Genomic DNA, 25,513 nt, shown 5'->3' with positions numbered 1-25,513 from the left:
ATGATAGATACTACTAAACCTAAAATTTGGGTACTGGCTGACAGCTGCGTAGGTAACGCTAATCAAGCCATAGCTCTAGCAGAAAATATCAAGCTTGGTTATGAATTAAAACCTATTGAATATAATTTTTGGGGTAATTTACCAAATTTCTTACTCCGATTCAGCCCTATCCATGTAAAAAAGGAACTATTACAATCATGGGAAATTATTACAGACAGGCAAGGATTCCCAGACTTAATAATTTCTGCCGGAAGAAGAACTGCTTCTTTAGCAAGTTATTTAAAACATAAGTCTAATGGTAGAATAAAAATTGTTCAAATTATGCACCCTAACCTGCCGTTCAAACAATTTGATCTAATTATTTTACCACACCATGATAAAGTTAGTAAAGAAGAACTAAATATGTACTCAAGTGATTTGAGTATATTGAGAATTACTGGGGCTTTAAACAATGTCCAAGCAAAAATACAGGATGGCGGCATTGAATTACGTAAAAATCATCCAAAACTTGGGAAATTTATTTCAGTAATTATTGGTGGTAATAGTAAAAATTATACTTTTACCAATGATAATGCTCGCCAAATTGCAACAATATTATTTAATCTTATACAAAAAAGCAAAGAATATAGCTTGTTTATTAGTTTTAGTAGACGTACTCCTAATTCAGCAAAAGAAATTATTAAAAACAATGTATCTTCCTCTGCCATTATTTATGATCCAACAGAGGAAAAAGCTAAACCTAACCCCTATTTTGGTATGTTATCACAGGCAGATTACATAATTTCCACTGCTGATTCGATTTCAATGTGTAGTGAGGCAGCCTCCACTGGCAAGCCTCTTTACATATTTTGCCCTAATAATTTTAAATTACCTAAACATCTATCATTTACACAAAATTTGGTAGAATTAGGAATAGCAAAAATATTAGACGAATCTGTAACTCAGCTTGAACAGTATAATTATGTCCCGCTTAATGAAGTAGAAAAAATTGCTAATATAATAGTCTCAAAAAATTGGACACGCTCATGATATTAATTGATTCTCATTGCCATTTAAACATATTGAAAGAGGATTTATCAGCAATAATAAGCAGAGCTGAAAACAATAATGTTAAATACATGCAGACTATATGCACTACCCTTGAGGAATTACCAGCTATTTTAGAAATAACCGAAAAATACGGCAATATATTTGCTTCATGCGGCGTACATCCTAATGAAGTTAAAGAAATCACTATGTGTGAAACTATTGTGGATTATTCTAATCACCCCAAAATTATTGGTATTGGTGAAACTGGTCTTGATTATTATTACCAAACATCTGACAAAAATAAACAGATTGGCTCTTTTGAGCAGCATATACAAGCATCTCAAAGTATTGGATTACCAATTATAGTACATACAAGAGAAGCAGAAGAAGACACCATTGATATTTTAAGCAGTGAAATGCAAAATGCACCATTTACCGGTCTTATTCATTGCTTTACCACTTCAAAGCATTTGGCAAAGAAAATGCTTGATCTTGGTATGTATATATCGGTTGCTGGAATTGTAACTTTTAAAAATGCAGCTAGTTTACAGGATATAGTACGTTATATTCCACTAGATAGATTATTAATTGAAACAGATTCTCCTTACTTAGCCCCTCTTCCAATGCGTGGAAAGCAAAATGAGCCAGCTTTTGTTAAATATGTAGCAGAAAAAATAACTGAAATAAAGGAAGCAAACCTAGAAACAGTAGCAAGTGCCACTTCCAAAAATTTTATGTCTTTATTTACTAAAACACATCTTATATATTCAACTAATGTTTGAAAGGAAATGGTCATATATTGCTAATAAAAATTTTAATTAATGAGTTAAATATGTTTGTCACCTTATTAAAGTTACTACCTCCTACTCTATTGGTTAATTCTGTTAAATCTTTTGCTATGGTTCTAGTATTTATGTTACCAACGGTGTACGCTCAACAACAAGCTCAACCTGAAATACGGAAAATTGTCCCACTAAAACTAGCTCCTGATAATCTTGGTCAAAAAATTATATGTTATCGCCCTACAAGGCATGGTATACCAAATATGACTGTTACTAAGCTAGGTGATAAAGTTATTGCCCATAATTATGCTCATAGTGGTAGTGGTTGGACATTAGCAACAGGAGCTATTGCTTATGTCAATGAATTATTGCAAAAATCAGAATATGCTACTGATTTAAAACCCGATACTCCCATTACTATTATCGGAGCTGGTGTTATACCAATTGCAATAATGAACACGGTGTATTTATCCATAGATAATCTCTATACATAATTGATTTTACTAAATCTACATTATGAGCAAGTTGATTCCAAGCGTAACAAGCCATAGTAACGATATCTTCATATACACCATAACATTGGTTAGACAAGAAATGATTTTTAATCCATTCCCAAACTTGTTCCATTGCATTAAGTTCCGGTGCATAGGGCGGAAGCGGTATCAAAGTGATATTGCTTGGCACAGTTAGTTTTTTGGCTGTGTGCCAACCTGCATTATCCGTTAGTAAAGCTATATGTCGGTTGCCTTGAATACTGCGAGAAAGCTCTTCTAAGAATTTATTCATTGCCTGTGTGTTTGCATATGGTAAAATTAATGCACAAGCTTCTCCTGTCTCATGGCAAGCAGCTCCGTAAATATATGTTGAAATAAATTGCTGTTGCCGAACTTTACGGGGTCTAGTGCCACGCTTAGCCCATATACGAGTTAAGCTACCTTGTTGCCCAACTCTAGTTTCATCCTGAGACCATATATCATACCAATTGCAATAATGAACACGGTGTTATAAAATGGGTTTTTAACTGATAAATAGGTACTCAAATAGCTAGGTTAATATTACCGCAAGGTTTTGAAGGTCATGATTTTATAAAAATGATGAAACATGAGCCGCATGGTCGAAATCGTATACGTTTATTGGCGATGTATCACCTTCAATTAGGCAAATCTTTTAAAGCCATATCTGAAATAGTGAACTCACACTGGAAAACCGTGCAATCATGGCTCAGAAGATTTAGGAATCATGGTTTTGAAGGATTATTTGAATCACAAAGAAGCGGTGCCCCTAGGAAGATTAACACTATACAAGAATCTGCTCTTTTTGATAAAATCAATACGCTCAGTAAAAGTAAAACTGGTGGGTATATAACTGGAAAAGAGCTACATATCATGTTACTTGAGGAATATGGTGCTAAATGTGCTTTAAAAACAGTCTACAATACTATGCACCGCCTTGGTTTTAGCTGGATTACTTCTCGTTCAATGCATCCAAAATCAAATCAAGAGACTCAAAATAGATATAAGAAAACTTTCCAGACATGTTAACAACATTATTACCAAAAAATATCGATAGATGTAAAGTTGATATATGGTCTCAGGATGAAACTAGAGTTGGGCAACAAGGTAGCTTAACTCGTATATGGGCTAAGCGTGGCACTAGACCCCGTAAAGTTCGGCAACAGCAATTTATTTCAACATATATTTACGGAGCTGCTTGCCATGAGACAGGAGAAGCTTGTGCATTAATTTTACCATATGCAAACACACAGGCAATGAATAAATTCTTAGAAGAGCTTTCTCGCAGTATTCAAGGCAACCGACATATAGCTTTACTAACGGATAATGCAGGTTGGCACACAGCCAAAAAACTAACTGTGCCAAGCAATATCACTTTGATACCGCTTCCGCCCTATGCACCGGAACTTAATGCAATGGAACAAGTTTGGGAATGGATTAAAAATCATTTCTTGTCTAACCAATGTTATGGTGTATATGAAGATATCGTTACTATGGCTTGTTACGCTTGGAATCAACTTGCTCATTGTAGATTTAGTACAATCAATTATGTATAGAGATTGGATAAATACACCGTGTTAATTATTGCAATTGGTATTATATACCCACCAGTTTTACTTTCACTGAGCGTATTGATTTTATCAAAAATAGCAGACTCTTGTATACTGTTAATCTTCCTAGGGGCACCGCTTCTTTGTGATTCAAATCATCCTTCAAAACCATGATTCCTAAATCTTCTGAGCGATGATTGCACGGTTTTCCAGTGTGACTTCACTATTTCTAGATATGGCTTTAAAAGATTTGCCTAATTGAAGGTGATACATCGCCAATAAACGTATACGATTTCGACCATGCGGCTCATGTGTCATCATTTTTATAAAATCATGACCTTCAAAACCTTGCGGTAATATTAACCTAGCTATTTGAGTACCTATTTATCAGTTAAAAACCCATTTTTTAACACCGTGTTCATTATTGCAATTAGTATTATTCCTAACCAAGAAGAATTAATAGAGATATTTGATGCCCTCAATTATTTTCTCAAGCAAAGCCAAGTTGCAAATAATGTTAGCTTAGTGTATGGTGGATCTGTAAATTTAGGTAATATAGAAAAAATATTAAGTATACAGAATATTGATGGGGTTATGATTGGCAAATCTTCACTTGATTATCAAATTTTAGTTCAAATATTAAATTATAGGTTTTTTGAAAAATGATGAATATATTACTTTTTGTTCATATTGTAATAGCAATACTGCTAATTATCGTAATTCTGATGCAAAAGACTGGCAATGATGGGTTAAGTGGTATGAGCGGTGGTAGTGGTAATATGGGTGTTGTAACAGGCAGAACTGTAGCTAATTTCTTGACTAAAACCACGGTAGTGCTTGCCACCTTGTTTATAATTAATGCTATTATTCTTGCCAATCTGTCTTCTAAGAAAAACCTTGGGATAATTAAGAAAATTGAGCAAGTTGACGATAAACAAGAAGAGTCTAGCTTGCCAATTGCCAAGTAAAATTTAAGGACCAAGTTATGCAAAAGATAATTGATTTACATAATATCAAAATTGGTAATACCTTACCATTTGTGTTTATTGCTGGACCTTGCCAAATAGAAAGTCTAGATCATGCATTATTTATGGCTGACAAGCTTGTGACCCTTACTGCTAAACTTAACATACCCTTTATCTATAAATCGTCATTCGATAAAGCTAATAGAACTTCAATAAATGGTATCCGGGGTAGCGGTCTTGAGAAAGGGCTGGAAATTTTGTCTAAAGTAAAAACAGCCTTTAACTGCCTTATTCTTACTGACGTTCATACAGAGAATCAGTGTGCTAAAGTTGCTGAAATTGTTGATATAATCCAAATCCCTGCCTTCTTATGTAGACAAACAGATTTGCTGCATGCTGCAGCTATGACTAATAAGGTTGTTAATGTTAAAAAAGGTCAGTTTCTTGCCCCTTGGGATATGAAGAATGTGTATGCTAAACTTGAAGCGTTTGGTGCAAAGAATATCATGCTTACCGAACGGGGTGCATGTTTTGGTTACAACACACTAGTATCAGATATGCGTAGTTTGCCAATTATGGCAGAAACTAAGACCCCTGTAATTTTTGACGCAACCCATTCAGTTCAGCAACCAAGTGGTATAGGCAACAGTAGTGGTGGCGAAAGAAAATATGTTGAAATATTAGCAAGGGCAGCTGTTAGCGTCGGAGTAGCAGGTGTTTTTATGGAAGTTCACCAAGACCCAGATAATGCCCCAAGTGACGGACCTTGTATGATCAAGCTGGATGATTTAGAACCTATATTGGTTAGGTTAAAGAGCTATGATGAGCTAACTAAAGCAATATTTAAGATATAACCTAGATAACAACAAATAAGATTAGATATACTCTTCTGCTTTGAAGAATTGGTTTCGCGAAACTGCGGGGTACTCACGTACGCTCATCCCTTGTTTTACGTTCCAATTCTCCAAATCATTTTAGTATACTGCTCGTAAATGAAGAGTTGGTAGACGATAGTATAACTTCAAGAAGAGCTAGGCAGTAGCAAAGTCGAGCGGCGTAGCGTACATGAGTAACGGAGCAGCTTCGATCTTTAGACATGACAACGCCAATTCTTGAAGTTCTACCTGAGTATATATATTTATGAGGGAGTAAATTATACTACTCATTGGAGCTTCCTCCCCCAAGATTGAAACACCCCACCTGCACTTTGTATAACCGTCTTATCCTGAATAATCTGATCCATTTCTTTTAACATCTTTTCTATTTCTAAATTATCGATCAACTTATGCTGAATAAAATGTTCTTTTTCTTCTAAAAGAGATAATTTTAATAATAATTTTTCTTCAGCCCCATTAAAAACTGGTTGATGAAAATCAAATTTTACATCTATTAATTGAAGACTACACAAAGTATTAAATAGCTTTATACCATAAGAATAATCTACACTAAGTCTTTTTTCAATTTTATGTAATAATTCTTTATATTGTGCTATTGAACGAGCATATGGATAATTAAATATAGCTGTATAATCATGCTCTTCACATGCAATAGTTCCACCCGGCTTTAATAAACTTAACATATTATTTAAGGCTTTTTGAGGATGTGTTAGATGTATGAGTACAAACCTACAATATACGAGGTCATATTGCTCATGACCCTGATAATCTTGTATATCTGCAACTTGGTATTCAACAATATCGAGGTTTTTACTACTTAACTTACTTTTAGTAAGCTCTATCTGTTTTTGGCTTATATCTAGGCATAATAGTTTGCCATCTTGTCCAATTTTCTGATATATTACATCAATAGACTCCCCCGATCCACAACCAATAATTGCCACTTTCATATTTGGACGAAGTGCTAGCCTATCCAATAGAATATTAGTATATTTGCCATATATTTTATTCAAAATACTGAGCCTATAATCCGTTTCATCGCCAGTTGCCAAAATATAGCTATTCTTTTTTACCATTTGATTAGATTTTATATATCTCTTTTTTAGTCAATATATTGCTGATTTGGTTTATTGATAGCAAGAGAAAATAATATAGAAAATTGAAATAATAAATTCTTGATTGTAACAATATCACTAGGTTCTGTTGACAAAAATTATAGTTAGGTAAGAGGAATAATACTAATTGCGATAATGAACACGGTGTTATAAAATGGGTTTTTAACTGATAAATAGGTACTCAAATAGCTAGGTTAATATTACCGCAAGGTTTTGAAGGTCATGATTTTATAAAAATGATGACACATGAGCCGCATGGTCGAAATCGTATACGTTTATTGGCGATGTATCACCTTCAATTAGGCAAATCTTTTAAAGCCATATCTGAAATAGTGAAGTCACACTGGAAAACTGTGCAATCATCGCTCAGAAGATTTAGGAATCATGGTTTTGAAGGATTATTTGAATCACAAAGAAGCGGTGCCCCTAGGAAGATTAATACCAATTGTAATAATTAACACGGTGTATTTATCCAATCTCTATACATAATTGATTTTACTAAATCTACATTATGAGCAAGTTGATTCCAAGCGTAACAAGCCATAGTAACGATATCTTCATATACACCATAACATTGGTTAGACAAGAAATGATTTTTAATCCATTCCCAAACTTGTTCCATTGCATTAAGTTCCGGTGCATAGGGCGGAAGCGGTATCAAAGTGATATTGCTTGGCACAGTTAGTTTTTTGGCTGTGTGCCAACCTGCATTATCCGTTAGTAAAGCTATATGTCGGTTGCCTTGAATACTGTGAGAAAGCTCTTCTAAGAATTTATTCATTGCCTGTGTGTTTGCATATGGTAAAATTAATGCACAAGCTTCTCCTGTCTCATGGCAAGCAGCTCCGTAAATATATGTTGAAATAAATTGCTGTTGCCGAACTTTACGGGGTCTAGTGCCACGCTTAGCCCATATACGAGTTAAGCTACCTTGTTGCCCAACTCTAGTTTCATCCTGAGACCATATATCAACTTTACATCTATCGATATTTTTTGCTAATAATTTTGTTAACATGTCTGGAAAGTTTTTTTATATCTATTTTGAGTCTCTTGATTTGATTTTGGATGCATTGAACGAGAAGTAATCCAGCTAAAACCAAGGCGGTGCATAGTATTGTAGACTGTTTTTAAAGCACATTTAGCACCATATTCCTCAAGTAACATGATATGTAGCTCTTTTCCAGTTATATACCCACCAGTTTTACTTTTACTGAGCGTATTGATTTTATCAAAAAGAGCAGATTCTTGTATAGTGTTAATCTTCCTAGGGGCACCGCTTCTTTGTGATTCAAATAATCCTTCAAAACCATGATTCCTAAATCTTCTGAGCCATGATTGCACGGTTTTCCAGTGTGACTTCACTATTTCAGATATGGCTTTAAAAGATTTGCCTAATTGAAGGTGATACATCGCCAATAAACGTATACGATTTCGACCATGCGGCTCATGTTTCATCATTTTTATAAAATCATGACCATGAAAACCTTGTGGTAATATTAACCTAGCCATTTGAGTACCTTTTATCAGTTAAAAACCCATCTTAGACCACTGCGTTAATTATTGCAATTGGTATAATAAACTGTCAAAATACGTCGTTGACATTAAGGATAATTTTGATGAGACTCTAAATATACTCTATGCTAATGGAGCTTGGAAAGAGGATGCGGCATATTCTATTGATGACAAGATTCTTTCTGTAGTTGATCTTGGTGGAAAAGCCGGAGCTGATTTACTAGTTGTAATGAATTTCTATGCGGAGAGTAAAACATCTAGTGCAGTAACTAAGGATTTTTGTACAGAGATTTTGAAGGGATGTATAACTGGTAGAGTCAATTTAGACCCATCAGAATTTTCGCGAGTTAGATTAGCTATTCTTGATGTACCAACTGGTAGGGTACTATAGACACACTCGGTAGGACTGTCTAGTGATATGATTGACACCACTATTGCTAGTTTTTCTGATAGTGACAAAGTAGATAAGAAAAATCTTTCTAAGTTGTTTATAATTCAGCACTTGCAGATCTCCCTGACGCGAAATAGGTCTATTATACCTTCTTATATTCATCCACAGATGGCTGGTTGAATGGGTTGATTTTTAGGTGATTTGCAATTAGTATAGTACTCAACATTACGTGAATAATTTGATCTACAATTACCTGTTCATCGATATATACAAAATTCTCTAGCTTCACTGGTCGTTTAACTTGATCTAATGCATTATATATATTATTAGCATGAGCAGTTAGAGCTATTTCAATAGACCTCTTTCGAAACTCTACTTCTGCTGGTGATTTGGACAATGATGCGGTACTCGAATCCGTAACGGAATTAGAGTACGCTGCGGTTCGAGGTGAAGCTTCTCCTTCAAATCCCTCAGCACAAGCGAGTTTTGAAAGAGGTTTAATATCTGAGCTTGCTTTGTTAGTAATAACTTGATAAAATTTATCATCCGGACCTTCTAAATAAAGCTGCAATTGACTGTGTTGATCAAATGTTCCTTTTGCTATTATAGGAGTTATACCAAAACCATTCTTACCAAGTGATTCAGCTATAATCTGTTGTTGCCATCTACATAGACCATCTAATTGATAACAATAATTAAACATAACTAACATATGTCTATTTAAAGAATATTGATTAAGGTAATACTCCGCTATCTCACAAATATTAAATCCATCAAGAATAATATCTGATATTTTTTTTGAAGCAGCTAGTACAACTTTATGTACATCAACTCCTGCAACTGCGGTTGGGAGCAAAGATGCATTAGAAATTATGCCAAATCTTCCACTACGAATGTTATCATGTTCTAGACAATTTGTACCAAAAGACTCTGCTAAATTACGTAATAAATTATTATTAAACGGTACTATTACATAAACATTTTGAGGGGGAATATGTAAAACTTCTAAAACATACTTAGTTAATAAATAGGTTTCATTTGTGTTCCCAGACTTACTCAATGAGAAAAAGACTGCTTTACTTAAATCAACTAATGCCAGTTTTTCATCAATTTCCAACTGATCTACACTATCAAGATATATTAGCCTTTTAGTAGCTACTGCCTTTATACTTAATAATGCTCTAACATTTAGAGAAGACGCACCAAAACCTATAACTACCACAATATCATATTTTAAAGCAAGCTGAGCTGCGATATCCTTTATTGCATCTTGCTTAATCAGATCAAACCTTAAAAAATCATATTTATTGGCTTTAATCTGTAAAATAAGATCGTTATATACCTTGCTAAGCATTTAATCTCCAGTTACGCGAATTTGGGATAAGAATTAAGGTAATTCAGGTTATCATAATTTCAATAAGTTGCCTATACCACTACGCATGAGGCTTTTGGGATTCATATTGCTTGCCTTTTTCATGAAACCACTTATTTGTTTAAACTGTTTCAATAGACTATTCACTTTTTGGACTGATGTTCCAGAGCCTTCAGCGATACGTTTTCGACGTGAGGCATTTAGCAAATCTGGGTTTTTTCGTTCTTTTTTAGTCATAGATAAAATTATTGCTTCTTGGTGGTCTATTAATTTGCCACTTAATTTCGATTGATCGACTTTATCGATAATTTTATTAATACCAGGCAACATACTCATCATACTACTGAATCCACCTAGTTTCTTTATACTCCTCATTTGCGTTAGATAATCTTCCAAATCAAATTTACCTTTTTGAAGTCTAGCAGCCGCTCTTTCTGCCTCTTGATGGTCTATTATGCTTGCTGCTTTTTCAACGAAGGAGATTATATCTCCCATATCTAATATTCTTGAAGCTATGCGTTCTGAGTCAAACAATTCTAGATTTGTCAATTTCTCGCCAGTGCTTAAGAACTTAATAGGTTTCTTGGTAACATGTTTAATGCTTAGAGCCGCCCCACCTTTGGCATCGCCATCAATACGGGATAAAATCACGCCGGTAATCCCTAATTTTTGATCAAAATTGCTAGCTATAAGTACCGAATCTTGCCCCGTCATTGCGTCAACTACCAAAATTATCTCTTTTGGGTCTATTAAATTTTTTATATTTGATGCTTCTTTCATCATCTCATCATCGATTTGCAACCTACCTGCTGTATCATAAATAACGACGTCATAGGCAGATAATTTCGACTCGTGTAAAGCTCTTTTCGCAATATCTATAGGAGTATGGTTGGGGACAATAGTTAAACAATCTACCCCTATAGATTTACCAAGGATAGTTAATTGTTCCTGTGCAGCTGGTCGATAAATATCAAGAGAGACTAAAAGTACCTTTTTATTTTGATTTTTTAGCCTAAGTGCTAATTTGGCACTTGCTATAGTTTTTCCACTACCTTGCAGACCAACCATTAAAATATTTACCGGCGGTTCAGATTTAAGCTGTAAACTACTTTCATCTAGAGACGAGGATAATATATTAATTAACTCATTATGGACAATCTTTACTATCATCTGCCCTGGAGCTACTGATTTTAGGACTTCCTGCCCCGTAGCTTTTAATGTTACTTCAGAAATAAAATCCTTAACTACCGGTAGTGCAACATCTGCTTCAAGAAGGGCAATCCTAATATCACGCATAGTATCGTTTATTTGGAACTCCGATAAAGTACCACTTCTTTTGATACGATCAAAAATTTTCGTTAGATTTTGAGTTAATGTTTGAAACATAAAATGTAATAAATTACTTGAATGCACCATATTGTAGCATATTTACTAATAATCACTAAGCATATTAGCAAAAAAAATAGTAATTAATTTGTGAAATAAAATTTTCGGATTCTATTGAGAACTAGGTTCTGTTGACAAAAATTTTAACGTAACCATATTAAAGTTCCAACGAAATTTAGAAAAGCTAAGAAAGTGGCTGGAGCCTTATCAAATCTAGAAAATATACGCCTAAAATGTTTGATTTTACCAAATAATACTAATTGCAGTAATTAACACGGTGTTATAAAATGGGTTTTTAACTGATAAATAGGTACTCAAATAGCTAGGTTAATATTACCGCAAGGTTTTGAAGGTCATGATTTTATAAAAATGATGAAACATGAGCCGCATGGTCGAAATCGTATACGTTTATTGGTGATGTATCATACCAATTGCAATAATTAACACGGTGTATTTATCCAATCTCTATACATAATTGATTTTACTAAATCTACATTATGAGCAAGTTGATTCCAAGCGTAACAAGCCATAGTAACGATATCTTCATATACACCATAACATTGGTTAGACAAGAAATGATTGTTAATCCATTCCCAAACTTGTTCCATTGCATTAAGTTCCGGTGCATAGGGCGGAAGCAGTATCAAAGTGATATTGCTTGGCACAGTTAGTTTTTTGGCTGTGTGCCAACCTGCATTATCCGTTAGTAAAGCTATATGTCGGTTGCCTTGAATACTGCGAGAAAGCTCTTCTAAGAATTTATTCATTGCCTGTGTGTTTGCATATGGTAAAATTAATGCACAAGCTTCTCCTGTCTCATGGCAAGCAGCTCCGTAAATATATGTTGAAATAAATTGCTGTTGCCGAACTTTACGGGGTCTAGTGCCACGCTTAGCCCATATACGAGTTAAGCTACCTTGTTGCCCAACTCTAGTTTCATCCTGAGACCATATATCAACTTTACATCTATCGATATTTTTTGGTAATAATTTTGTTAACATGTCTGGAAAGTTTTTTTATATCTATTTTGAGTCTCTTGATTTGACTTTGGATGCATTGAACGAGAAGTAATCCAGCTAAAACCAAGGTGGTGCATAGTATTGTAGACTGTTTTTAAAGCACATTTAGCACCATATTCCTCAAGTAACATGATATGTAGCTCTTTTCCAGTTATATACCCACCAGTTTTACTTTTACTGAGCGTATTGATTTTATCAAAAAGAGCAGATTCTTGTATAGTGTTAATCTTCCTAGGGGCACCGCTTCTTTGTGATTCAAATAATCCTTCAAAACCATGATTCCTAAATCTTCTGAGCCATGATTGCACGGTTTTCCAGTGTGACTTCACTATTTCAGATATGGCTTTAAAAGATTTGCCTAATTGAAGGTGATACATCGCCAATAAACGTATACGATTTCGACCATGCGGCTCATGTTTCATCATTTTTATAAAATCATGACCTTCAAAACCTTGCGGTAATATTAACCTAGCTATTTGAGTACCTATTTATCAGTTAAAAACCCATTTTTATAACACCGTGTTTATTATTGCAATTGGTATTATATTGAACTCATGTTAACTTTCAGTGTTGTTCTCTTCTATAGCCTCATCTACTTTACTATCCTCTAGTTTAAACTCAAGCAAATTAATTGAACCTATATGTATACCATTATCAGAAAACTCAATATCAAATTTCACCTTTTCATAAGTTGCTAATTCATTATCATCTGTCTTAACTACTCCAGATAAAGAAGAATCAACAGCTTTCTCAATGATAGTTTTGACCATTTTTTTAGGTAATAACAAATTGTTAGGAATCAATTTATCGATGATATCATGGTAATTAGTCAATTCAAAAGATAATTTACCTTTTGGTAACTTACTATCAAAAAATTGTAAAAACCCTACCAAATCTACTTGGGCATTATCATCACAAGAAAAAACTAAACGATCAATATTTAGATTTCTGATAGAATTTGTATCTTTACCCTGGTTAGTAGCAATATTGAACAGTGTGGCTAAATCAAGCTGTGCTGTTTTGAAATTAAGAAAATCTTCCCCCGCAGAGTACAACAAACGTAATTGTAGAGCTATATTTTCACCGTCCTGAGATTTTGCCTTATTGATTAGGAAAACTAAATCAGCAATATTAAAAATTTCCTTCTCTTCCTGAATGAAGGATAATAATTTATTGTTAACTTGCAGAAACTTTACGATAGATTTTAAATTATCTCCATGGGATAATTTATATATAGGTTTATTAAATTTAACTAGTGCTGTAATATATTCCTTGGACTGAACACTATACTCTACTAATTTACAATCAAAATTCTCTTGTTGTTTTATTCCTTGTTGTCCTAAAATCAATCTAGCTTTTTTAAAACTAAAATCAAACAAAAATGTCATTTCCTCAGTAGATATTTTTTTGGAATTAACATGATCGATAAATTTCATTTTTGGCTCGACTAAATGAATTTGAAAGCGAATAGGAAAGCCAGAAACTTTGATTTGGCTATAAGATATTTTAGTATTATCTGTCTCTGAATTTTTTATAGTATTTACTATATTGCTTTTGATAGTATAAGCAATGCTAAACCATATTATGGTGTAAATTAAACAAATAAAAAACAAAATTTTACGTATCACTCTATATACTCAATTATAAGTTAATATTACGGGTAGTAGATGGCAAGCGAACCCTTATACCGTCAAGTTCTTCACTAACAATAATCTGACAACCAAGTCTTGAAGTATGGGTAAGACCAAACGCTAAGTCAAGCATATCTTCTTCTGCTTCAGAAGGATTTTTTAATTTGTGGTACAATTCCTCATCTACAATAACATGGCAAGTGGCACATGCTAGTGATCCTTCGCATGCACCTTCAAGATCAATGTCATTTTGATGAGCAATTTCCAAAATAGACAGTCCTATAGGGGCATCTACTATTTTTTCTGTACCATCTTTATCTACCACAAAAATTACTTTAGGCATTAATTATTCATTCCTTTTTAGTTTATTTCATCAATATGCTTACCTTTAAGTAAGTCCAAAGTAGCACTATTTAATCTTTCAGAAAGAAAATTCTCTGTTATATTCTCAAAATTCTTGCTACATTCTATAATGTAATCACGATCATTTGAGTTTATTGCTTCTTCTAAAGTTTTAATTGCCATATCAATTTTTCCCATTTCATTCTTTGCAAGAAGATTTGGCATCTCCCTAATAGCATTTTTTATATTATAAATCAAAGATTTTGTATCAATAATTGTTTCTTGCAATAATTTCTTATTATGATCACTGGCAGCATTTTGATAAGCATTTTCTAGAATTTCAGTAATTTCACTTTCATTTAAACCATAACTTGGTTTTATTTCAATATTATGTGATATATTACTATTTTTCTCTAGAGCTGATACTGACAAAATACCATCTGCATCAATAGAAAATGTTACTTCTATCCTCACTCCACCTGCTTTCATTAGTGGCAATTTTAGTTCAAATCTTGCGAGTGACCGACAATCTTCTCCCATTTCTCTTTCTCCCTGTACCACATGCAACTTCATAGAAGTTTGGTTATCTACATAATTGGTAAACTCCTTAGTAACCGATATTGGTATAGGACTATTACGCAGAATAATTTTTTCAGTAATTCCACCATTTAGTTCGATACCAAGTGACAAGGGTACTACATCAATTAATAAGGAATTAATATTTGCCGAAGTTAGGTTCTCTGCTTGCAGAGCTGCCCCCCATACTACCGCCTTATCTGGGTTAATATCTGAAAAAATAGTAGTATTAAACATTTGTCTTAAACTCTTACTAATTAACGGTATGCGAGTTGAACCCCCAACCAGGATAATACCTAAAATATCAGGGTTATTTGCCTGTTCTAGCGTATCTTTAGTAATAGCTATTGTACGTTCTACTAATGGTGATATTAATCGTTCAAAATCCTCTATATTTAATTCTAATATCTTCTTTTCATATATAATACTACATTTATTTTGTACACTAAGTGTTTCTTTAGTTTTTTTTGCTAATTTTATTAATTCATTAGATTTTACTAACTTATATTTATTACAAAAATACTTCATCACTAAGTGATCAATATCATCACCACCTAAAATATTATCTCCGCCAGTGGCAATAACCTGAAGTACGCCGGTTTGCATATTGAGAATTGATACATCAAAAGTCCCGCCTCCTAGGTCATACACTAAATAGTACCCTCTATACCCTTCATCTTTCAAGTGTTGGCGTTGTCGAGCTTCGGGACTACGCATGCTCATGTAGGTTTGAATACACTCCGCTTGCTCGCCACTTGCTCTCCTAGCCAACTCTTGAAATATATCGGGTATATTTTTATTCAGACCATATGCATAAGCTGCTGCTGTTGGCTCTGCAATTAACCTTAGTACTTCAAAGCCAGCAATTTTTGCTGCCAGCATTACTTCTCCTCTAGCGGCATCGTTAAAATGTGCTGGCACAGTTATTACTGCTTTTTTGATTTCTAAATTTAATTTCTCAGTAGCTTGTTGCTTTAAATATAGGAATATTTGTGCGGCAACTTCTGGAACAGTCATCAGTCTTTCAGCAAATTTTATTCGTAATATTTGACTGTTTAAGTCAATATAATCTTTCACTAAGGCAAAAAGTGTCGGATTATTTTGTATATCAGATAATTTTTTACCGAAAAGTCTTTTAATAGAACGCAAATTATTGACTATATAATTATCACCGACAATAAAGTTTTTATCCTGAAAGGCTATAACTGAGGGGATAAGTTCTAGATTCTGATCATCTGTAATGATTTGTACCATTTGTTGATTTGACCAAGCAATTAATGAGTTTGTTGTACCAAAATCTATGCCAACTGCTATATCATTATCATTTTCTTTATGCTTGGAAGAACCAGCCTCACTAATTTCTATTATTTGCATGACTTGATTTTTAGCTGAATATTATTAATTAAGTTTTCAAGATATTTAAATCTTATAGTAATATCAATAGCATCTTGCATATTGTGATTTTGAAATGCAGTAGTTAGCGATTTAGTAAGTTGTTGTTTTTCAAGAATTTTGTTATTTAGCATAGATTGTAACTTAGTTAATTGTTGAGTAGTTTCAACAAGCTCTAATTCATTCCATATAACATTTAATTCTTCCTTTGAAATACCCTGCCTAACTGTTATATCATCTAAGACTATATTGTTTAACAAGAGAAGATACTCAGCTCGGGATAAATCGTCTTTAAGCGTTGCATAAGCCTTATTGATATCAATGGAGATAGATAAATTTTTTTGCTTTTCTCTGTTAGAATTAATTCTATCTGGATGATATTTTAACTGCATAGCAAAATATTGACTATCCAAGATAAGCAAGTCAATATCATATTTTTTCTCTATGCCTAATAACTCAAAATAACTGCTCATAACTACTTCTAGTAACGCGAATTTGGGATAAGAATTTGTCAACTCTTGAAATCATAGACAATATAGCATAGTAAAGTATCAAATCTATTAAATCTTACGTATCCTTAAAAAGGCTGGTACAAATAACATGCTAAATAACGTAGTCAATAAAAAAAGTTGAGACCAGTCCATATAATTTGCACAAATGCCAGATAAAAAGGATAAAATAATACGTACGAAGGAGCCAAAAGAAGATATAATTGAGTATTGTGTGGCTATCAATTCGCTACTACATAAACTAGAAAAATAAATAAGAATCGCTGTATTACCAAGCCCGCAACAAAAATTCTGTACAGTAATTGTTATAGTAAATATAAACATATCATGGCCTACCATAGATAAAAACACAAACATTAAGGGTGACAGTAATTGTAGACTACCACATATTATGATGCTTCGGGATATTCCTATTTTTGCAGTTAAAATACCGCTAATGACTCCTCCAGAGATCATTAGCATGAATCCATATGCTTTTGAAATAGAAGCAATTTCTTGAGAGGTAAAAGACAAGTCAATAAATACTGGCGAACTCATTGCCATAGGAATTGAGTCGCTTGCTTTATATAGAAAGACAAACAGTATAATGAACATCCAGTTTGGATGATTTCGTTTTAACAATAGTAAGCTATCACCAATAACTTGAAAATATTGTGCAGGTGAAATTAAATCAGTAGAGATGTGTTGAGTTTTTTTTGTAACAGGTTCTTGCATATATAAGGTTATTATAGGTGCAGCCATTGTTATAAGAAAGATATATAGATATACAAAGTACCAATTAAAGAGGCAAGATAAATATAATGCCCCTGTACTATTAATAAGTATTCCTATGCGAAAACCAGTTGAGCTAAAAGTTGTAGCAATTGAGAGATCTTCTTTTTTTATAGTCCGTTCTATACGGTATGCATCTAAAACAACATCTTGAGTTGCTGCACAACAGGAAATAATAAAAATTAAAATTGCGGTAATAATTATGTTAACAGGGGGGTCTATAATTAAAAACCCGCTAGTAGTGACTAATAAACATGCTTGGGTAACTAATGTCCATCCACGTCGTTGACCAAATTTTTGACATATAACAGGTATAGAATATTTATCAATAAATGGTGCCCATATTGGTTTTAAGCAATATGGAATAGATGTTAGAAACATTGCACCAATAATATCAGTTGAATATCCCGCCTGTGATAATTGGTAATGAATAGTAAATGATACTAAAGAAAAATTTACCCCTGCAACTATTCCAAGCAAGAAGAAACAAATAAAATAAGAGCGTGTATGATTAGTTAGCATATTCAGGAGTGATATCCATCTTTTCAAACAATTATTTAGACATTATACCAATTGCAATAATTAACACGGTGTATTTATCCAATCTCTATACATAATTGATTTTACTAAATCTACATTTGGTTAGACAAGAAATGATTTTTAATCCATTCCCAAACTTGTTCCATTGCATTAAGTTCCGGTGCATAGGGTGGAAGCGGTATCAAAGTGATATTGCTTGGCACAGTTAGTTTTTTGGCTGTGTGCCAACCTGCATTATCCATTAGTAAAGCCATATGTCGGTTGCCTTGAATACTGCGAGAAAGCTCTTCTAAGAATTTATTCATTGCCTGTGTGTTTGCATATGGTAAAATTAATGCACAAGCTTCTCCTGTCTCATGGCAAGCAGCTCCGTAAATATATGTTGAAATAAATTGCTGTTGCCGAACTTTACGGGGTCTAGTGCCACGCTTAGCCCATATACGAGTTAAGCTACCTTGTTGCCCAACTCTAGTTTCATCCTGAGACCATATATCAACTTTACATCTATCGATATTTTTTGCTAATAATTTTGTTAACATGTCTGGAAAGTTTTTTTATATCTATTTTGAGTCTCTTGATTTGACTTTGGATGCATTGAACGAGAAGTAATCCAGCTAAAACCAAGGCGGTGCATAGTATTGTAGACTGTTTTTAAAGCACATTTAGCACCATATTCCTCAAGTAACATGATATGTAGCTCTTTTCCAGTTATATACCCACCAGTTTTACTTTTACTGAGCGTATTGATTTTATCAAAAAGAGCAGATTCTTGTATAGTGTTAATCTTCCTAGGGGCACCGCTTCTTTGTGATTCAAATAATCCTTCAAAACCATGATTCCTAAATCTTCTGAGCGATGATTGCACAGTTTTCCAGTGTGACTTCACTATTTCAGATATGGCTTTAAAAGATCTGCCTAATTGAAGGTGATACATCGCCAATAAACGTATACGATTTCGACCATGCGGCTCATGTTTCATCATTTTTATAAAATCATGACCTTCAAAACCTTGCGGTAATATTAACCTAGCTATTTGAGTACCTATTTATCAGTTAAAAACCCATTTTATAACACCGTGTTAATTATTGCAATTAGTATTACACCTCAATTCAGGATAAGAATTAACTAATTATTATCCCGAATTGGCTTTAATATAAGGGAAAATGCATTCTTAAATTGGCTAACGCGAATGCATTTTAAACCTTTCTAAAGCTAAAAACATGATTTTAATCTTTTAAAATCATGTTTTTAGCAAAATATTTATTGAGTAATACAGCTTTTTTAATAATTTCATATAGTTAATATGCTAACCTTATGTATGAACCTCCTGTAAAATGCAAGAAAAAAATAACATATATAAACGATCCTAGGTTCTGTTGACAAAAATTATAGTTAGGCAAGAGGAATAAAAAGTTGCCATAGTAAGAAGAAATGGTAGTTTCTAGTTATCAAAAAAAGGAACTACCAATATGATTGTATTACATAGAAGAACAAGCATGGGAAGTAATTTTATCATTTTTTAAGGAAAGAAATGGTATACACAACAAGAATGAAGAAAAAATGAGATATTTTATTGAAGCAATATGGTTTATTGTTAGAACAGGTTGCCAATGGCGTCTTCTAGCTGATGATTATGGTTGTTGGTACAGTATTTATCACAGATTTAAGAGATGGGTTGACAAAGGTATATGGGAGGATTTAATGGATTATGTTAAAGTAGATGCAGATATGGAATCAATTATGATTGATGCAACTATTGTGAGAGCACATGCTTGCTCATCTGGATATATCAAAGGTAATCAAGAAGAAGCGGCTTTAGGTAGAAGCAGAGGTGGTGTTAGTACTAAAATTCATACCCTTGTTGATGTCCTTGGTAATCCATTAAAGTTTATACTAACTGCTGGGCAAAGAAATGATGGCGCTAGGCAAAGCGGGTAAATTACAGTTGGTGAAAATCCAACCTACGTAAAGTTTAGCCAACAGCGTAGAACCAAATTTCACATATATGGAGGTAACGAATTATGTGAAGCTGAGAGGAGGGATGTAGTGGGTTGTAACGTAAGTGAAGGATATAATACCAATTGCAATAATTAACACGGTGTATTTATCCAATCTCTATACATAATTGATTTTACTAAATCTACATTATGAGCAAGTTGATTCCAAGCGTAACAAGCCATAGTAACGATATCTTCATATACACCATAACATTGGTTAGACAAGAAATGATTTTTAATCCATTCCCAAACTTGTTCCATTGCATTAAGTTCCGGTGCATAGGGCGGAAGCGGTATCAAAGTGATATTGCTTGGCACAGTTAGTTTTTTGGCTGTGTGCCAACCTGCATTATCCATTAGTAAAGCCATATGTCGGTTGCCTTGAATACTGCGAGAAAGCTCTTCTAAGAATTTATTCATTGCCTGTGTGTTTGCATATGGTAAAATTAATGCACAAGCTTCTCCTGTCTCATGGCAAGCAGCTCCGTAAATATATGTTGAAATAAATTGCTGTTGCCGAACTTTACGGGGTCTAGTGCCACGCTTAGCCCATATACGAGTTAAGCTACCTTGTTGCCCAACTCTAGTTTCATCCTGAGACCATATATCAACTTTACATCTATCGATATTTTTTGGTAATAATGTTGTTAACATGTCTGGAAAGTTTTTTTATATCTATTTTGAGTCTCTTGATTTGATTTTGGATGCATTGAACGAGAAGTAATCCAGCTAAAACCAAGGCGCATAGTATTGTAGACTGTTTTTAAAGCACATTTAGCACCATATTCCTCAAGTAACATGATATGTAGCTCTTTTCCAGTTATATACCCACCAGTTTTACTTTTACTGAGCGTATTGATTTTATCAAGAAGAGCAGATTCTTGTATAGTGTTAATCTTCCTAGGGGCACCGCTTCTTTGTGATTCAAATAATCCTTCAAAACCATGATTCCTAAATCTTCTGAGCGATGATTGCACGGTTTTCCAGTGTGACTTCACTATTTCAGATATGGCTTTAAAAGATTTGCCTAATTGAAGGTGATACATCGCCAATAAACGTATACGATTTCGACCATGCGGCTCATGTTTCATCATTTTTATAAAATCATGACCATGAAAACCTTGTGGTAATATTAACCTAGCCATTTGAGTACCTTTTATCAGTTAAAAACCCATCTTAGACCACTGCGTTAATTATTGCAATTGGTATTACTTCTCGTTCAATGCATCCAAAATCAAATCAAGAGACTCAAAATAGATATAAAAAAACTTTCCAAACATGTTAACAAAATTATTACCAAAAAATATCGATAGATGTAAAGTTGATATATGGTCTCAGGATGAAACTAGAGTTGGGCAACAAGGTAGCTTAACTCGTATATGGGCTAAGCGTGGCACTAGACCCCGTAAAGTTCGGCAACAGCAATTTATTTCAACATATATTTACGGAGCTGCTTGCCATGAGACATGAGAAGCTTGTGTATTAATTTTACCATATGCAAACACACAGGCAATGAATAAATTCTTAGAAGAGCTTTCTCGCAGTATTCAAGGCAACCGACATATAGCTTTACTAACGGATAATGCAGGTTGGCACACAGCCAAAAAACTAACTGTGCCAAGCAATATCACTTTGATACCGCTTCCGCCCTATGCACCGGAACTTAATGCAATGGAACAAGTTTGGGAATGGATTAAAAATCATTTCTTGTCTAACCAATGTTATGGTGTATATGAAGATATCGTTACTATGGCTTGTTACGCTTGGAATCAACTTGCTCATAATGTAGATTTAGTAAAATCAATTATGTATAGAGATTGGATAAATACACCGTGTTAATTATTATAATTGGTATAAATTATCACTGATGGGAAAAGTCAGAAATATATTTGCCGTAAATGTTGGAAGATATAGTAAAACAGCAATTGAGCAAAGAATTGCATTGGCATCAGCTAAATCCATTTGGGACGAAGCCACTCAAAGACTTCTTGCTGCCTGAAATCTAAAAATATAGCTCTTTTTGATACTATTTTACTTAACTTGACGGTGCCTCCAGCCACTTTCTTAGCTTTTCTAAATTTCGTTGGAACTTTAATATGGTTACGTTAAAATTTTTGTCAACAGAACCTAGCTAAAATATCAGAAAAATGCATTCTTGAAGCACTTACTATAAATACATTTTAATCTATTATCGCTAATAATCTTATTTTTATTGGTATAAAAATAAGATTATTAGCAAATGAAATATTTAACAATCAGGCGTCAAACCGCTTTAAGCCTGATTGTTTACATTCTCATTCCAATTTCGGATTAATGAAATTAATCCGAAATTGAGGTTAAATATCTATATGCTGTTTCTCATAACTCTCATGTCGCTCTTGTGCTTCAATACACAAAGTTGCAACTGGTCTTGCCTCTAGACGTTTTAAGCCAATTGGCTCTCCAGTTTCTTCACAATAACCATATTCATTTTTTTCTATCCTTACCAAAGCTTCTTCAATTTTATCAAGAAGCTTACGATACCTATCTCTTGTCCTAAGTTCAATTGCTGTATCCGTTTCAATTGACGCACGATCATTTAAATCTGGCTCATTCCAATTTTCTTCCTTGAGATGGGTTAAGGTTTCTCGTGATTCCTCTAGTAAAGAACTTTTCCACTCAAGGAGTTTTTGTCTAAAATATTCTAACTGTTGAGGATTCATATATTCTTCATCACTGGAAGGTTTATACCCTTTTAGTAAAATAATTTTAGACATACAGGCTTCTCATATTCAAACATGGGATAATATAACCTATAATTCAAAAGCATGGCAAGAAGATTATAATACTTCCCCTTTAGATGTTGATATTGGGTGAGCATTATTATAAATATTTTCCAAATGTTTTAGACTAATTTTAGTATAACGCTGGGTAGTTGACAAACTTTTATGCCCAAGTAATTCCTGAATAGACCTTAACTCTGCTCCATTCTCAAGCAAGTGCGTGGCAAAACTATGTCTAAAGGAATGAGCTGATAAATGTTCTGATAATCCATAGAAGCGACGTAATTTTATCAGTTCACGATTAAATACTGGAGCTTGTAATTTTTTACCCATTTTACCTCGAAATATCTGATCTTTTTCATCTATACTATAAGGTAATTTACTTAAATATTGTTCTATTAAATTTCTAGCAACTGGTGTCCATGGTATTATCCGTTCTTTTTTACCCTTCCCTGTTATTTTTATAAAATCTAAGTTTTGTAAATGAGATGTAGTCATAGATAATGCTTCGGATATTCTAAGCCCAGCAGCATAAATAAGCACTAAAAGGGCTTTATTTCTTAACTCCACCCATTCTAAATCAGCGAAATCATCAATATGTTCAATGGATAATTGAGCATCTGACTGCGACAAAGATTTCGGTAATATTTTAGCTTTCCTAGGATTTTTGACGGAGAAAATTGCATGGCAAGTGATATTAACAGTCTTCTCTAGATATTTAAAAAAATTCTTTATAGCAGACAAACTTCTAGAGTTAGAAGCTGTTAGGTAATTATCTTGTTGCCTTTTAGAAAGCCAGCTCCGTACTAATCTTATGTCAACTTGCCTTATAGAACTAATGGTTATGATTTCAGAATTATAGTGAGTCATAAAATTCAGAAAATGTTCTAAATCATTCTTATAAGAAATTATGGTATGTTCTGAACAATTTTTTTGTAATTTCAGATATTTTTGCCATTTATCTATTAGCTCTAATACTTCTCGTGTTTTTTTCTGAATCATTGATCATTTACCTATACAAAAATTACTAAATATCTCTCCTAAAACTTCTTCAACACTAATCTTACCAGTAACATTACTTAAACTTCTGATAGCCATTCTAACATCTTCTGTGGCTAGCACTAAGTCATTTTCAATATTAAAATTTTCTAAATATTCCAACGCTTTTTCTATACAGGTTCGTTGACGTTGTCTAGTAATATGCGGCGATTCGGTTAAACCTGCTATATTATGAGCAATATTTTCGATTTCCTTTAATAAAATATCCAGTCCTATTTTTTCTTTTATAGAGATTTTTAAATAATTTTTGTTTAATGGCAGCAACCTATCTTCCATGATGTCATTCCCGCGTAGGCGAGGATCTATATCCCGCACTGCAGCAGGATGACAATGCCCCAAACTTTTATCCAAAAGATCAATTTTATTGACCAGCATTATGCTATTATCATCTATTAAATCTATAATATCAGCCATCTCCTCAAAATATGAGGGTGAGTTGCTTAACTTTATAGCATCAAGCATAATTATTTTGATATCAGCCATTTTTGCTGACTCAATTGCACGTTTGATACCTTCTAGCTCTATTAAATCATTACTCGCCCTTATACCAGCTGTGTCTTGTAATATAATTGGGTATCCTCCTATATCTAGATGCCCCTCAATTATATCACGAGTTGTACCTTCAATGTTTGATACAATAGCAACGTCTCTTCTCATCAAAAAATTAAGTAAGCTAGATTTACCAACATTAGGAGTTCCTAAAATAGTCAATTTAATACCGGTTCGAAGCAGCTCCCCCCGTCTATTATCGTTAAGGTGTTTTATTATAGCATATTTAAGTTCACCACTAAGAGTCATAACTCTATTTAATATTTCTTGTGGAATATCTTCATCGGGGAAATCAATATAAGCTTCTAGGAAACCGATGATGGTCAGTAAAGTTTGTCTCCACCCATTGTAAAGTTCTTCAAGTCCTCCACCAACTTGCTTAACCGCCTGCCTATGTTGCCACACAGTTTCTGCTTCAATTAAATCAGCAATACCTTCTGCTGCAGTTAAATCAAATTTGCCATTTAAAAACGCCCTACGGGTAAACTCTCCAGGCTCTGCCATTCTTAAACCATCGATGATTAACAATGTTTCAGTTAGCATGGCAGCAATTGCTATACTGCCATGTGTATATATTTCTACTACATCTTCTCCAGTAAAGCTAGCTGGAGCTTGGAAGTATACTACCACCGCATCATCAATTAATTCTTGATTCTTAGGATTTATGAGTTTTTTACAGTACATAATTCTTGGAACAAACTCTATATTATTATTCTTAAGCAAATGTTTTAAGGCAAATAGGCTTTTAGGTCCAGAGATACGAAAGACTGCAACACCAGCTTTTCCTAGTTTAGAGCTTTGAGCGAAAATAGTTTCCACAATAGTAGTGATCCTCTTGCTTAAGTAATTTATTTAA

Annotated in this window: 34 protein-coding genes and 1 pseudogene; 13 read left to right on the top strand and 22 right to left on the bottom strand. The window is 33.6% G+C overall.

Features of this window, described 5'->3' with window-relative positions:
* The 3 genes from ACFE3K_RS02235 to ACFE3K_RS02225 are packed head-to-tail and all read left to right on the top strand — an operon-like array spanning position 1 to position 2,305.
* Positions 1-1,029 (top strand): mitochondrial fission ELM1 family protein, encoded by a 1,029-nt coding sequence (locus ACFE3K_RS02235; RefSeq protein ID WP_375359192.1) that lies wholly within the window; start codon positions 1-3, stop codon positions 1,027-1,029.
* Positions 1,029-1,811: a TatD family hydrolase gene (locus ACFE3K_RS02230; protein ID WP_375359453.1), complete on the top strand. Its 783-nt coding sequence runs from the start codon at positions 1,029-1,031 to the stop codon at positions 1,809-1,811. The genes ACFE3K_RS02235 and ACFE3K_RS02230 overlap by 1 nt, the downstream gene beginning before the upstream one ends.
* Before the next feature lie 50 nt (positions 1,812-1,861).
* The gene (locus ACFE3K_RS02225; RefSeq protein ID WP_375359191.1) at positions 1,862-2,305 is read left to right on the top strand and encodes a hypothetical protein; all 444 of its coding nucleotides are present in this window, start codon (positions 1,862-1,864) and stop codon (positions 2,303-2,305) included.
* On the opposite strand, the gene ACFE3K_RS02220 is transcribed toward ACFE3K_RS02225, so the two are convergent.
* Positions 2,247-2,783 (bottom strand): IS630 family transposase, encoded by a 537-nt coding sequence (locus ACFE3K_RS02220; protein WP_375359452.1) that lies wholly within the window; start codon positions 2,781-2,783, stop codon positions 2,247-2,249. The genes ACFE3K_RS02225 and ACFE3K_RS02220 overlap by 59 nt on opposite strands.
* A gap of 119 nt (positions 2,784-2,902) precedes the next feature.
* Between ACFE3K_RS02220 and ACFE3K_RS02215 the strand changes: the two genes are divergently transcribed.
* Positions 2,903-3,352 carry a helix-turn-helix domain-containing protein gene (locus tag ACFE3K_RS02215; protein ID WP_375359190.1) on the top strand — a complete coding sequence of 150 codons (450 nt, stop codon included), beginning with the start codon at positions 2,903-2,905 and terminating at the stop codon, positions 3,350-3,352.
* Entirely contained in the window at positions 3,346-3,879 is a 534-nt protein-coding gene (locus ACFE3K_RS02210; protein WP_375358485.1) for an IS630 family transposase, read from the top strand. The genes ACFE3K_RS02215 and ACFE3K_RS02210 overlap by 7 nt, the downstream gene beginning before the upstream one ends.
* 171 nt (positions 3,880-4,050) lie before the next feature.
* Here ACFE3K_RS02210 and ACFE3K_RS02205 read toward each other — a convergent pair whose 3' ends face one another.
* Entirely contained in the window at positions 4,051-4,194 is a 144-nt protein-coding gene (locus ACFE3K_RS02205; RefSeq protein ID WP_375359189.1) for a hypothetical protein, read from the bottom strand.
* Positions 4,195-4,287: 93 nt separating this feature from the next.
* Between ACFE3K_RS02205 and ACFE3K_RS02200 the strand changes: the two genes are divergently transcribed.
* Genes ACFE3K_RS02200 through kdsA form a run of 3 tightly spaced genes read left to right on the top strand, consistent with a single transcriptional unit; the run spans position 4,288 to position 5,692 of the window.
* The gene (locus ACFE3K_RS02200; RefSeq protein WP_375359188.1) at positions 4,288-4,539 is read left to right on the top strand and encodes a triose-phosphate isomerase; all 252 of its coding nucleotides are present in this window, start codon (positions 4,288-4,290) and stop codon (positions 4,537-4,539) included.
* The gene (gene secG / locus ACFE3K_RS02195; RefSeq protein ID WP_341755495.1) at positions 4,536-4,841 is read left to right on the top strand and encodes a preprotein translocase subunit SecG; all 306 of its coding nucleotides are present in this window, start codon (positions 4,536-4,538) and stop codon (positions 4,839-4,841) included. Before ACFE3K_RS02200 ends, secG begins: the two co-directional genes overlap by 4 nt.
* A 17-nt stretch (positions 4,842-4,858) precedes the next feature.
* Positions 4,859-5,692, top strand: coding sequence for a 3-deoxy-8-phosphooctulonate synthase (kdsA, locus tag ACFE3K_RS02190; RefSeq protein WP_375359187.1), 834 nt, complete (start codon positions 4,859-4,861; stop codon positions 5,690-5,692).
* A 308-nt stretch (positions 5,693-6,000) separates the two neighbouring features.
* On the opposite strand, the gene ACFE3K_RS02185 is transcribed toward kdsA, so the two are convergent.
* Positions 6,001-6,810 (bottom strand): class I SAM-dependent methyltransferase, encoded by an 810-nt coding sequence (locus ACFE3K_RS02185; RefSeq protein ID WP_375359186.1) that lies wholly within the window; start codon positions 6,808-6,810, stop codon positions 6,001-6,003.
* 275 nt (positions 6,811-7,085) lie between these two features.
* Between ACFE3K_RS02185 and ACFE3K_RS02180 the strand changes: the two genes are divergently transcribed.
* Complete coding sequence (locus tag ACFE3K_RS02180; RefSeq protein ID WP_375359185.1) at positions 7,086-7,307, top strand: helix-turn-helix domain-containing protein; 222 nt, start codon at positions 7,086-7,088, stop codon at positions 7,305-7,307.
* Here ACFE3K_RS02180 and ACFE3K_RS02175 read toward each other — a convergent pair.
* The 14 genes and pseudogenes from ACFE3K_RS02175 to ACFE3K_RS02110 form a co-directional block, all read right to left on the bottom strand.
* Positions 7,304-7,864 carry an IS630 family transposase gene (locus ACFE3K_RS02175; protein ID WP_375358949.1) on the bottom strand — a complete coding sequence of 187 codons (561 nt, stop codon included), beginning with the start codon at positions 7,862-7,864 and terminating at the stop codon, positions 7,304-7,306. The genes ACFE3K_RS02180 and ACFE3K_RS02175 overlap by 4 nt on opposite strands.
* On the bottom strand, positions 7,858-8,358 hold the full coding sequence (locus ACFE3K_RS02170) for a helix-turn-helix domain-containing protein (RefSeq protein WP_375358453.1): 501 nt from the start codon (positions 8,356-8,358) through the stop codon (positions 7,858-7,860). The genes ACFE3K_RS02175 and ACFE3K_RS02170 overlap by 7 nt, the downstream gene beginning before the upstream one ends.
* A gap of 536 nt (positions 8,359-8,894) precedes the next feature.
* Entirely contained in the window at positions 8,895-10,106 is a 1,212-nt protein-coding gene (locus tag ACFE3K_RS02165) for a palindromic element RPE1 domain-containing protein (RefSeq protein WP_375359184.1), read from the bottom strand.
* Between the two features lie 51 nt (positions 10,107-10,157).
* Positions 10,158-11,510 carry a signal recognition particle protein gene (gene ffh / locus ACFE3K_RS02160; protein ID WP_375359183.1) on the bottom strand — a complete coding sequence of 451 codons (1,353 nt, stop codon included), beginning with the start codon at positions 11,508-11,510 and terminating at the stop codon, positions 10,158-10,160.
* Between the two features lie 143 nt (positions 11,511-11,653).
* Positions 11,654-11,761: pseudogene (locus tag ACFE3K_RS02155) on the bottom strand (IS5/IS1182 family transposase); the annotation flags it as partial.
* Positions 11,762-11,950: 189 nt separating this feature from the next.
* Complete coding sequence (locus ACFE3K_RS02150) at positions 11,951-12,511, bottom strand: IS630 family transposase (protein WP_375359182.1); 561 nt, start codon at positions 12,509-12,511, stop codon at positions 11,951-11,953.
* A complete protein-coding gene (locus ACFE3K_RS02145; RefSeq protein WP_375359181.1) occupies positions 12,505-12,954 on the bottom strand; it encodes a helix-turn-helix domain-containing protein in 450 nt (149 codons plus the stop codon). The genes ACFE3K_RS02150 and ACFE3K_RS02145 overlap by 7 nt, the downstream gene beginning before the upstream one ends.
* Positions 12,955-13,086: 132 nt before the next feature.
* Positions 13,087-13,965 carry a hypothetical protein gene (locus ACFE3K_RS02140; RefSeq protein ID WP_375359180.1) on the bottom strand — a complete coding sequence of 293 codons (879 nt, stop codon included), beginning with the start codon at positions 13,963-13,965 and terminating at the stop codon, positions 13,087-13,089.
* Positions 13,966-14,170: 205 nt separating this feature from the next.
* Positions 14,171-14,503, bottom strand: a complete 333-nt coding sequence (locus tag ACFE3K_RS02135; RefSeq protein ID WP_375359179.1) for a ferredoxin family 2Fe-2S iron-sulfur cluster binding protein — start codon at positions 14,501-14,503, stop codon at positions 14,171-14,173.
* Between the two features lie 17 nt (positions 14,504-14,520).
* Positions 14,521-16,452, bottom strand: coding sequence for a Fe-S protein assembly chaperone HscA (hscA, locus tag ACFE3K_RS02130; protein WP_375359178.1), 1,932 nt, complete (start codon positions 16,450-16,452; stop codon positions 14,521-14,523).
* Entirely contained in the window at positions 16,443-16,985 is a 543-nt protein-coding gene (hscB, locus tag ACFE3K_RS02125) for a Fe-S protein assembly co-chaperone HscB (protein WP_375359177.1), read from the bottom strand. Before hscB ends, hscA begins: the two co-directional genes overlap by 10 nt.
* A gap of 45 nt (positions 16,986-17,030) precedes the next feature.
* Positions 17,031-18,272: an MFS transporter gene (locus tag ACFE3K_RS02120; RefSeq protein WP_375359451.1), complete on the bottom strand. Its 1,242-nt coding sequence runs from the start codon at positions 18,270-18,272 to the stop codon at positions 17,031-17,033.
* Positions 18,273-18,382: 110 nt separating this feature from the next.
* The gene (locus tag ACFE3K_RS02115; protein WP_375359176.1) at positions 18,383-18,829 is read right to left on the bottom strand and encodes an IS630 family transposase; all 447 of its coding nucleotides are present in this window, start codon (positions 18,827-18,829) and stop codon (positions 18,383-18,385) included.
* Complete coding sequence (locus ACFE3K_RS02110; RefSeq protein WP_375359175.1) at positions 18,823-19,272, bottom strand: helix-turn-helix domain-containing protein; 450 nt, start codon at positions 19,270-19,272, stop codon at positions 18,823-18,825. Before ACFE3K_RS02110 ends, ACFE3K_RS02115 begins: the two co-directional genes overlap by 7 nt.
* 491 nt (positions 19,273-19,763) lie before the next feature.
* On the opposite strand from ACFE3K_RS02110, the gene ACFE3K_RS02105 reads away from it, so the two are divergent.
* Positions 19,764-20,228 carry an IS5 family transposase gene (locus ACFE3K_RS02105; RefSeq protein ID WP_375359174.1) on the top strand — a complete coding sequence of 155 codons (465 nt, stop codon included), beginning with the start codon at positions 19,764-19,766 and terminating at the stop codon, positions 20,226-20,228.
* 152 nt (positions 20,229-20,380) lie between these two features.
* Here ACFE3K_RS02105 and ACFE3K_RS02100 read toward each other — a convergent pair whose 3' ends face one another.
* Positions 20,381-20,941, bottom strand: coding sequence for an IS630 family transposase (locus ACFE3K_RS02100; protein WP_375359173.1), 561 nt, complete (start codon positions 20,939-20,941; stop codon positions 20,381-20,383).
* Positions 20,935-21,432, bottom strand: a complete 498-nt coding sequence (locus tag ACFE3K_RS02095) for a helix-turn-helix domain-containing protein (RefSeq protein ID WP_375359172.1) — start codon at positions 21,430-21,432, stop codon at positions 20,935-20,937. The genes ACFE3K_RS02100 and ACFE3K_RS02095 overlap by 7 nt, the downstream gene beginning before the upstream one ends.
* 133 nt (positions 21,433-21,565) lie before the next feature.
* Here ACFE3K_RS02095 and ACFE3K_RS02090 point away from each other — a divergent pair, with 133 nt between their 5' ends.
* Genes ACFE3K_RS02090 through ACFE3K_RS02080 form a run of 3 tightly spaced genes read left to right on the top strand, consistent with a single transcriptional unit; the run spans position 21,566 to position 22,286 of the window.
* Positions 21,566-21,757, top strand: coding sequence for a hypothetical protein (locus ACFE3K_RS02090; RefSeq protein WP_375359171.1), 192 nt, complete (start codon positions 21,566-21,568; stop codon positions 21,755-21,757).
* A gap of 15 nt (positions 21,758-21,772) precedes the next feature.
* A complete protein-coding gene (locus ACFE3K_RS02085; protein WP_375359450.1) occupies positions 21,773-22,126 on the top strand; it encodes a transposase in 354 nt (117 codons plus the stop codon).
* Between the two features lie 28 nt (positions 22,127-22,154).
* The gene (locus ACFE3K_RS02080) at positions 22,155-22,286 is read left to right on the top strand and encodes a hypothetical protein (RefSeq protein ID WP_375359170.1); all 132 of its coding nucleotides are present in this window, start codon (positions 22,155-22,157) and stop codon (positions 22,284-22,286) included.
* 337 nt (positions 22,287-22,623) lie between these two features.
* Here ACFE3K_RS02080 and dksA read toward each other — a convergent pair whose 3' ends face one another.
* The 3 genes from dksA to mnmE form a co-directional block, all read right to left on the bottom strand.
* A complete protein-coding gene (gene dksA / locus ACFE3K_RS02075) occupies positions 22,624-23,043 on the bottom strand; it encodes an RNA polymerase-binding protein DksA (RefSeq protein WP_375359169.1) in 420 nt (139 codons plus the stop codon).
* A 63-nt stretch (positions 23,044-23,106) separates the two neighbouring features.
* On the bottom strand, positions 23,107-24,051 hold the full coding sequence (locus ACFE3K_RS02070; protein WP_375359168.1) for a tyrosine recombinase XerC: 945 nt from the start codon (positions 24,049-24,051) through the stop codon (positions 23,107-23,109).
* Between the two features lie 3 nt (positions 24,052-24,054).
* On the bottom strand, positions 24,055-25,476 hold the full coding sequence (gene mnmE / locus ACFE3K_RS02065) for a tRNA uridine-5-carboxymethylaminomethyl(34) synthesis GTPase MnmE (protein WP_375359167.1): 1,422 nt from the start codon (positions 25,474-25,476) through the stop codon (positions 24,055-24,057).
* Between the last annotated feature and the right edge of the window lie 37 nt (positions 25,477-25,513).

Origin of the sequence: Candidatus Tisiphia endosymbiont of Neophilaenus lineatus (assembly GCF_964264975.1) — a bacterium.
Taxonomy (GTDB): domain Bacteria; phylum Pseudomonadota; class Alphaproteobacteria; order Rickettsiales; family Rickettsiaceae; genus Tisiphia.
This window is presented reverse-complemented; position numbering and strand designations above follow the sequence as displayed.

Coding starts and splice junctions, on each gene's coding strand:
- ACFE3K_RS02235 (WP_375359192.1), top strand. CDS start 1: ATGATAGATACTACTAAACCTAAAATTTGGGTACTGGCTGACAGCTGC.
- ACFE3K_RS02225 (WP_375359191.1), top strand. CDS start 1,862: ATGTTTGTCACCTTATTAAAGTTACTACCTCCTACTCTATTGGTTAAT.
- ACFE3K_RS02215 (WP_375359190.1), top strand. CDS start 2,903: ATGATGAAACATGAGCCGCATGGTCGAAATCGTATACGTTTATTGGCG.
- ACFE3K_RS02210 (WP_375358485.1), top strand. CDS start 3,346: ATGTTAACAACATTATTACCAAAAAATATCGATAGATGTAAAGTTGAT.
- ACFE3K_RS02205 (WP_375359189.1), bottom strand. CDS start 4,194: ATGATGACACATGAGCCGCATGGTCGAAATCGTATACGTTTATTGGCG.
- secG (WP_341755495.1), top strand. CDS start 4,536: ATGATGAATATATTACTTTTTGTTCATATTGTAATAGCAATACTGCTA.
- kdsA (WP_375359187.1), top strand. CDS start 4,859: ATGCAAAAGATAATTGATTTACATAATATCAAAATTGGTAATACCTTA.
- ACFE3K_RS02185 (WP_375359186.1), bottom strand. CDS start 6,810: ATGGTAAAAAAGAATAGCTATATTTTGGCAACTGGCGATGAAACGGAT.
- ACFE3K_RS02180 (WP_375359185.1), top strand. CDS start 7,086: ATGATGACACATGAGCCGCATGGTCGAAATCGTATACGTTTATTGGCG.
- ACFE3K_RS02175 (WP_375358949.1), bottom strand. CDS start 7,864: ATGTTAACAAAATTATTAGCAAAAAATATCGATAGATGTAAAGTTGAT.
- ACFE3K_RS02170 (WP_375358453.1), bottom strand. CDS start 8,358: ATGGCTAGGTTAATATTACCACAAGGTTTTCATGGTCATGATTTTATA.
- ACFE3K_RS02165 (WP_375359184.1), bottom strand. CDS start 10,106: ATGCTTAGCAAGGTATATAACGATCTTATTTTACAGATTAAAGCCAAT.
- ffh (WP_375359183.1), bottom strand. CDS start 11,510: ATGTTTCAAACATTAACTCAAAATCTAACGAAAATTTTTGATCGTATC.
- ACFE3K_RS02150 (WP_375359182.1), bottom strand. CDS start 12,511: ATGTTAACAAAATTATTACCAAAAAATATCGATAGATGTAAAGTTGAT.
- ACFE3K_RS02145 (WP_375359181.1), bottom strand. CDS start 12,954: ATGATGAAACATGAGCCGCATGGTCGAAATCGTATACGTTTATTGGCG.
- ACFE3K_RS02140 (WP_375359180.1), bottom strand. CDS start 13,965: ATGAAATTTATCGATCATGTTAATTCCAAAAAAATATCTACTGAGGAA.
- ACFE3K_RS02135 (WP_375359179.1), bottom strand. CDS start 14,503: ATGCCTAAAGTAATTTTTGTGGTAGATAAAGATGGTACAGAAAAAATA.
- hscA (WP_375359178.1), bottom strand. CDS start 16,452: ATGCAAATAATAGAAATTAGTGAGGCTGGTTCTTCCAAGCATAAAGAA.
- ACFE3K_RS02120 (WP_375359451.1), bottom strand. CDS start 18,272: ATGCTAACTAATCATACACGCTCTTATTTTATTTGTTTCTTCTTGCTT.
- ACFE3K_RS02115 (WP_375359176.1), bottom strand. CDS start 18,829: ATGTTAACAAAATTATTAGCAAAAAATATCGATAGATGTAAAGTTGAT.
- ACFE3K_RS02110 (WP_375359175.1), bottom strand. CDS start 19,272: ATGATGAAACATGAGCCGCATGGTCGAAATCGTATACGTTTATTGGCG.
- ACFE3K_RS02100 (WP_375359173.1), bottom strand. CDS start 20,941: ATGTTAACAACATTATTACCAAAAAATATCGATAGATGTAAAGTTGAT.
- ACFE3K_RS02095 (WP_375359172.1), bottom strand. CDS start 21,432: ATGGCTAGGTTAATATTACCACAAGGTTTTCATGGTCATGATTTTATA.
- ACFE3K_RS02090 (WP_375359171.1), top strand. CDS start 21,566: ATGTTAACAAAATTATTACCAAAAAATATCGATAGATGTAAAGTTGAT.
- ACFE3K_RS02080 (WP_375359170.1), top strand. CDS start 22,155: ATGGGAAAAGTCAGAAATATATTTGCCGTAAATGTTGGAAGATATAGT.
- dksA (WP_375359169.1), bottom strand. CDS start 23,043: ATGTCTAAAATTATTTTACTAAAAGGGTATAAACCTTCCAGTGATGAA.
- ACFE3K_RS02070 (WP_375359168.1), bottom strand. CDS start 24,051: ATGATTCAGAAAAAAACACGAGAAGTATTAGAGCTAATAGATAAATGG.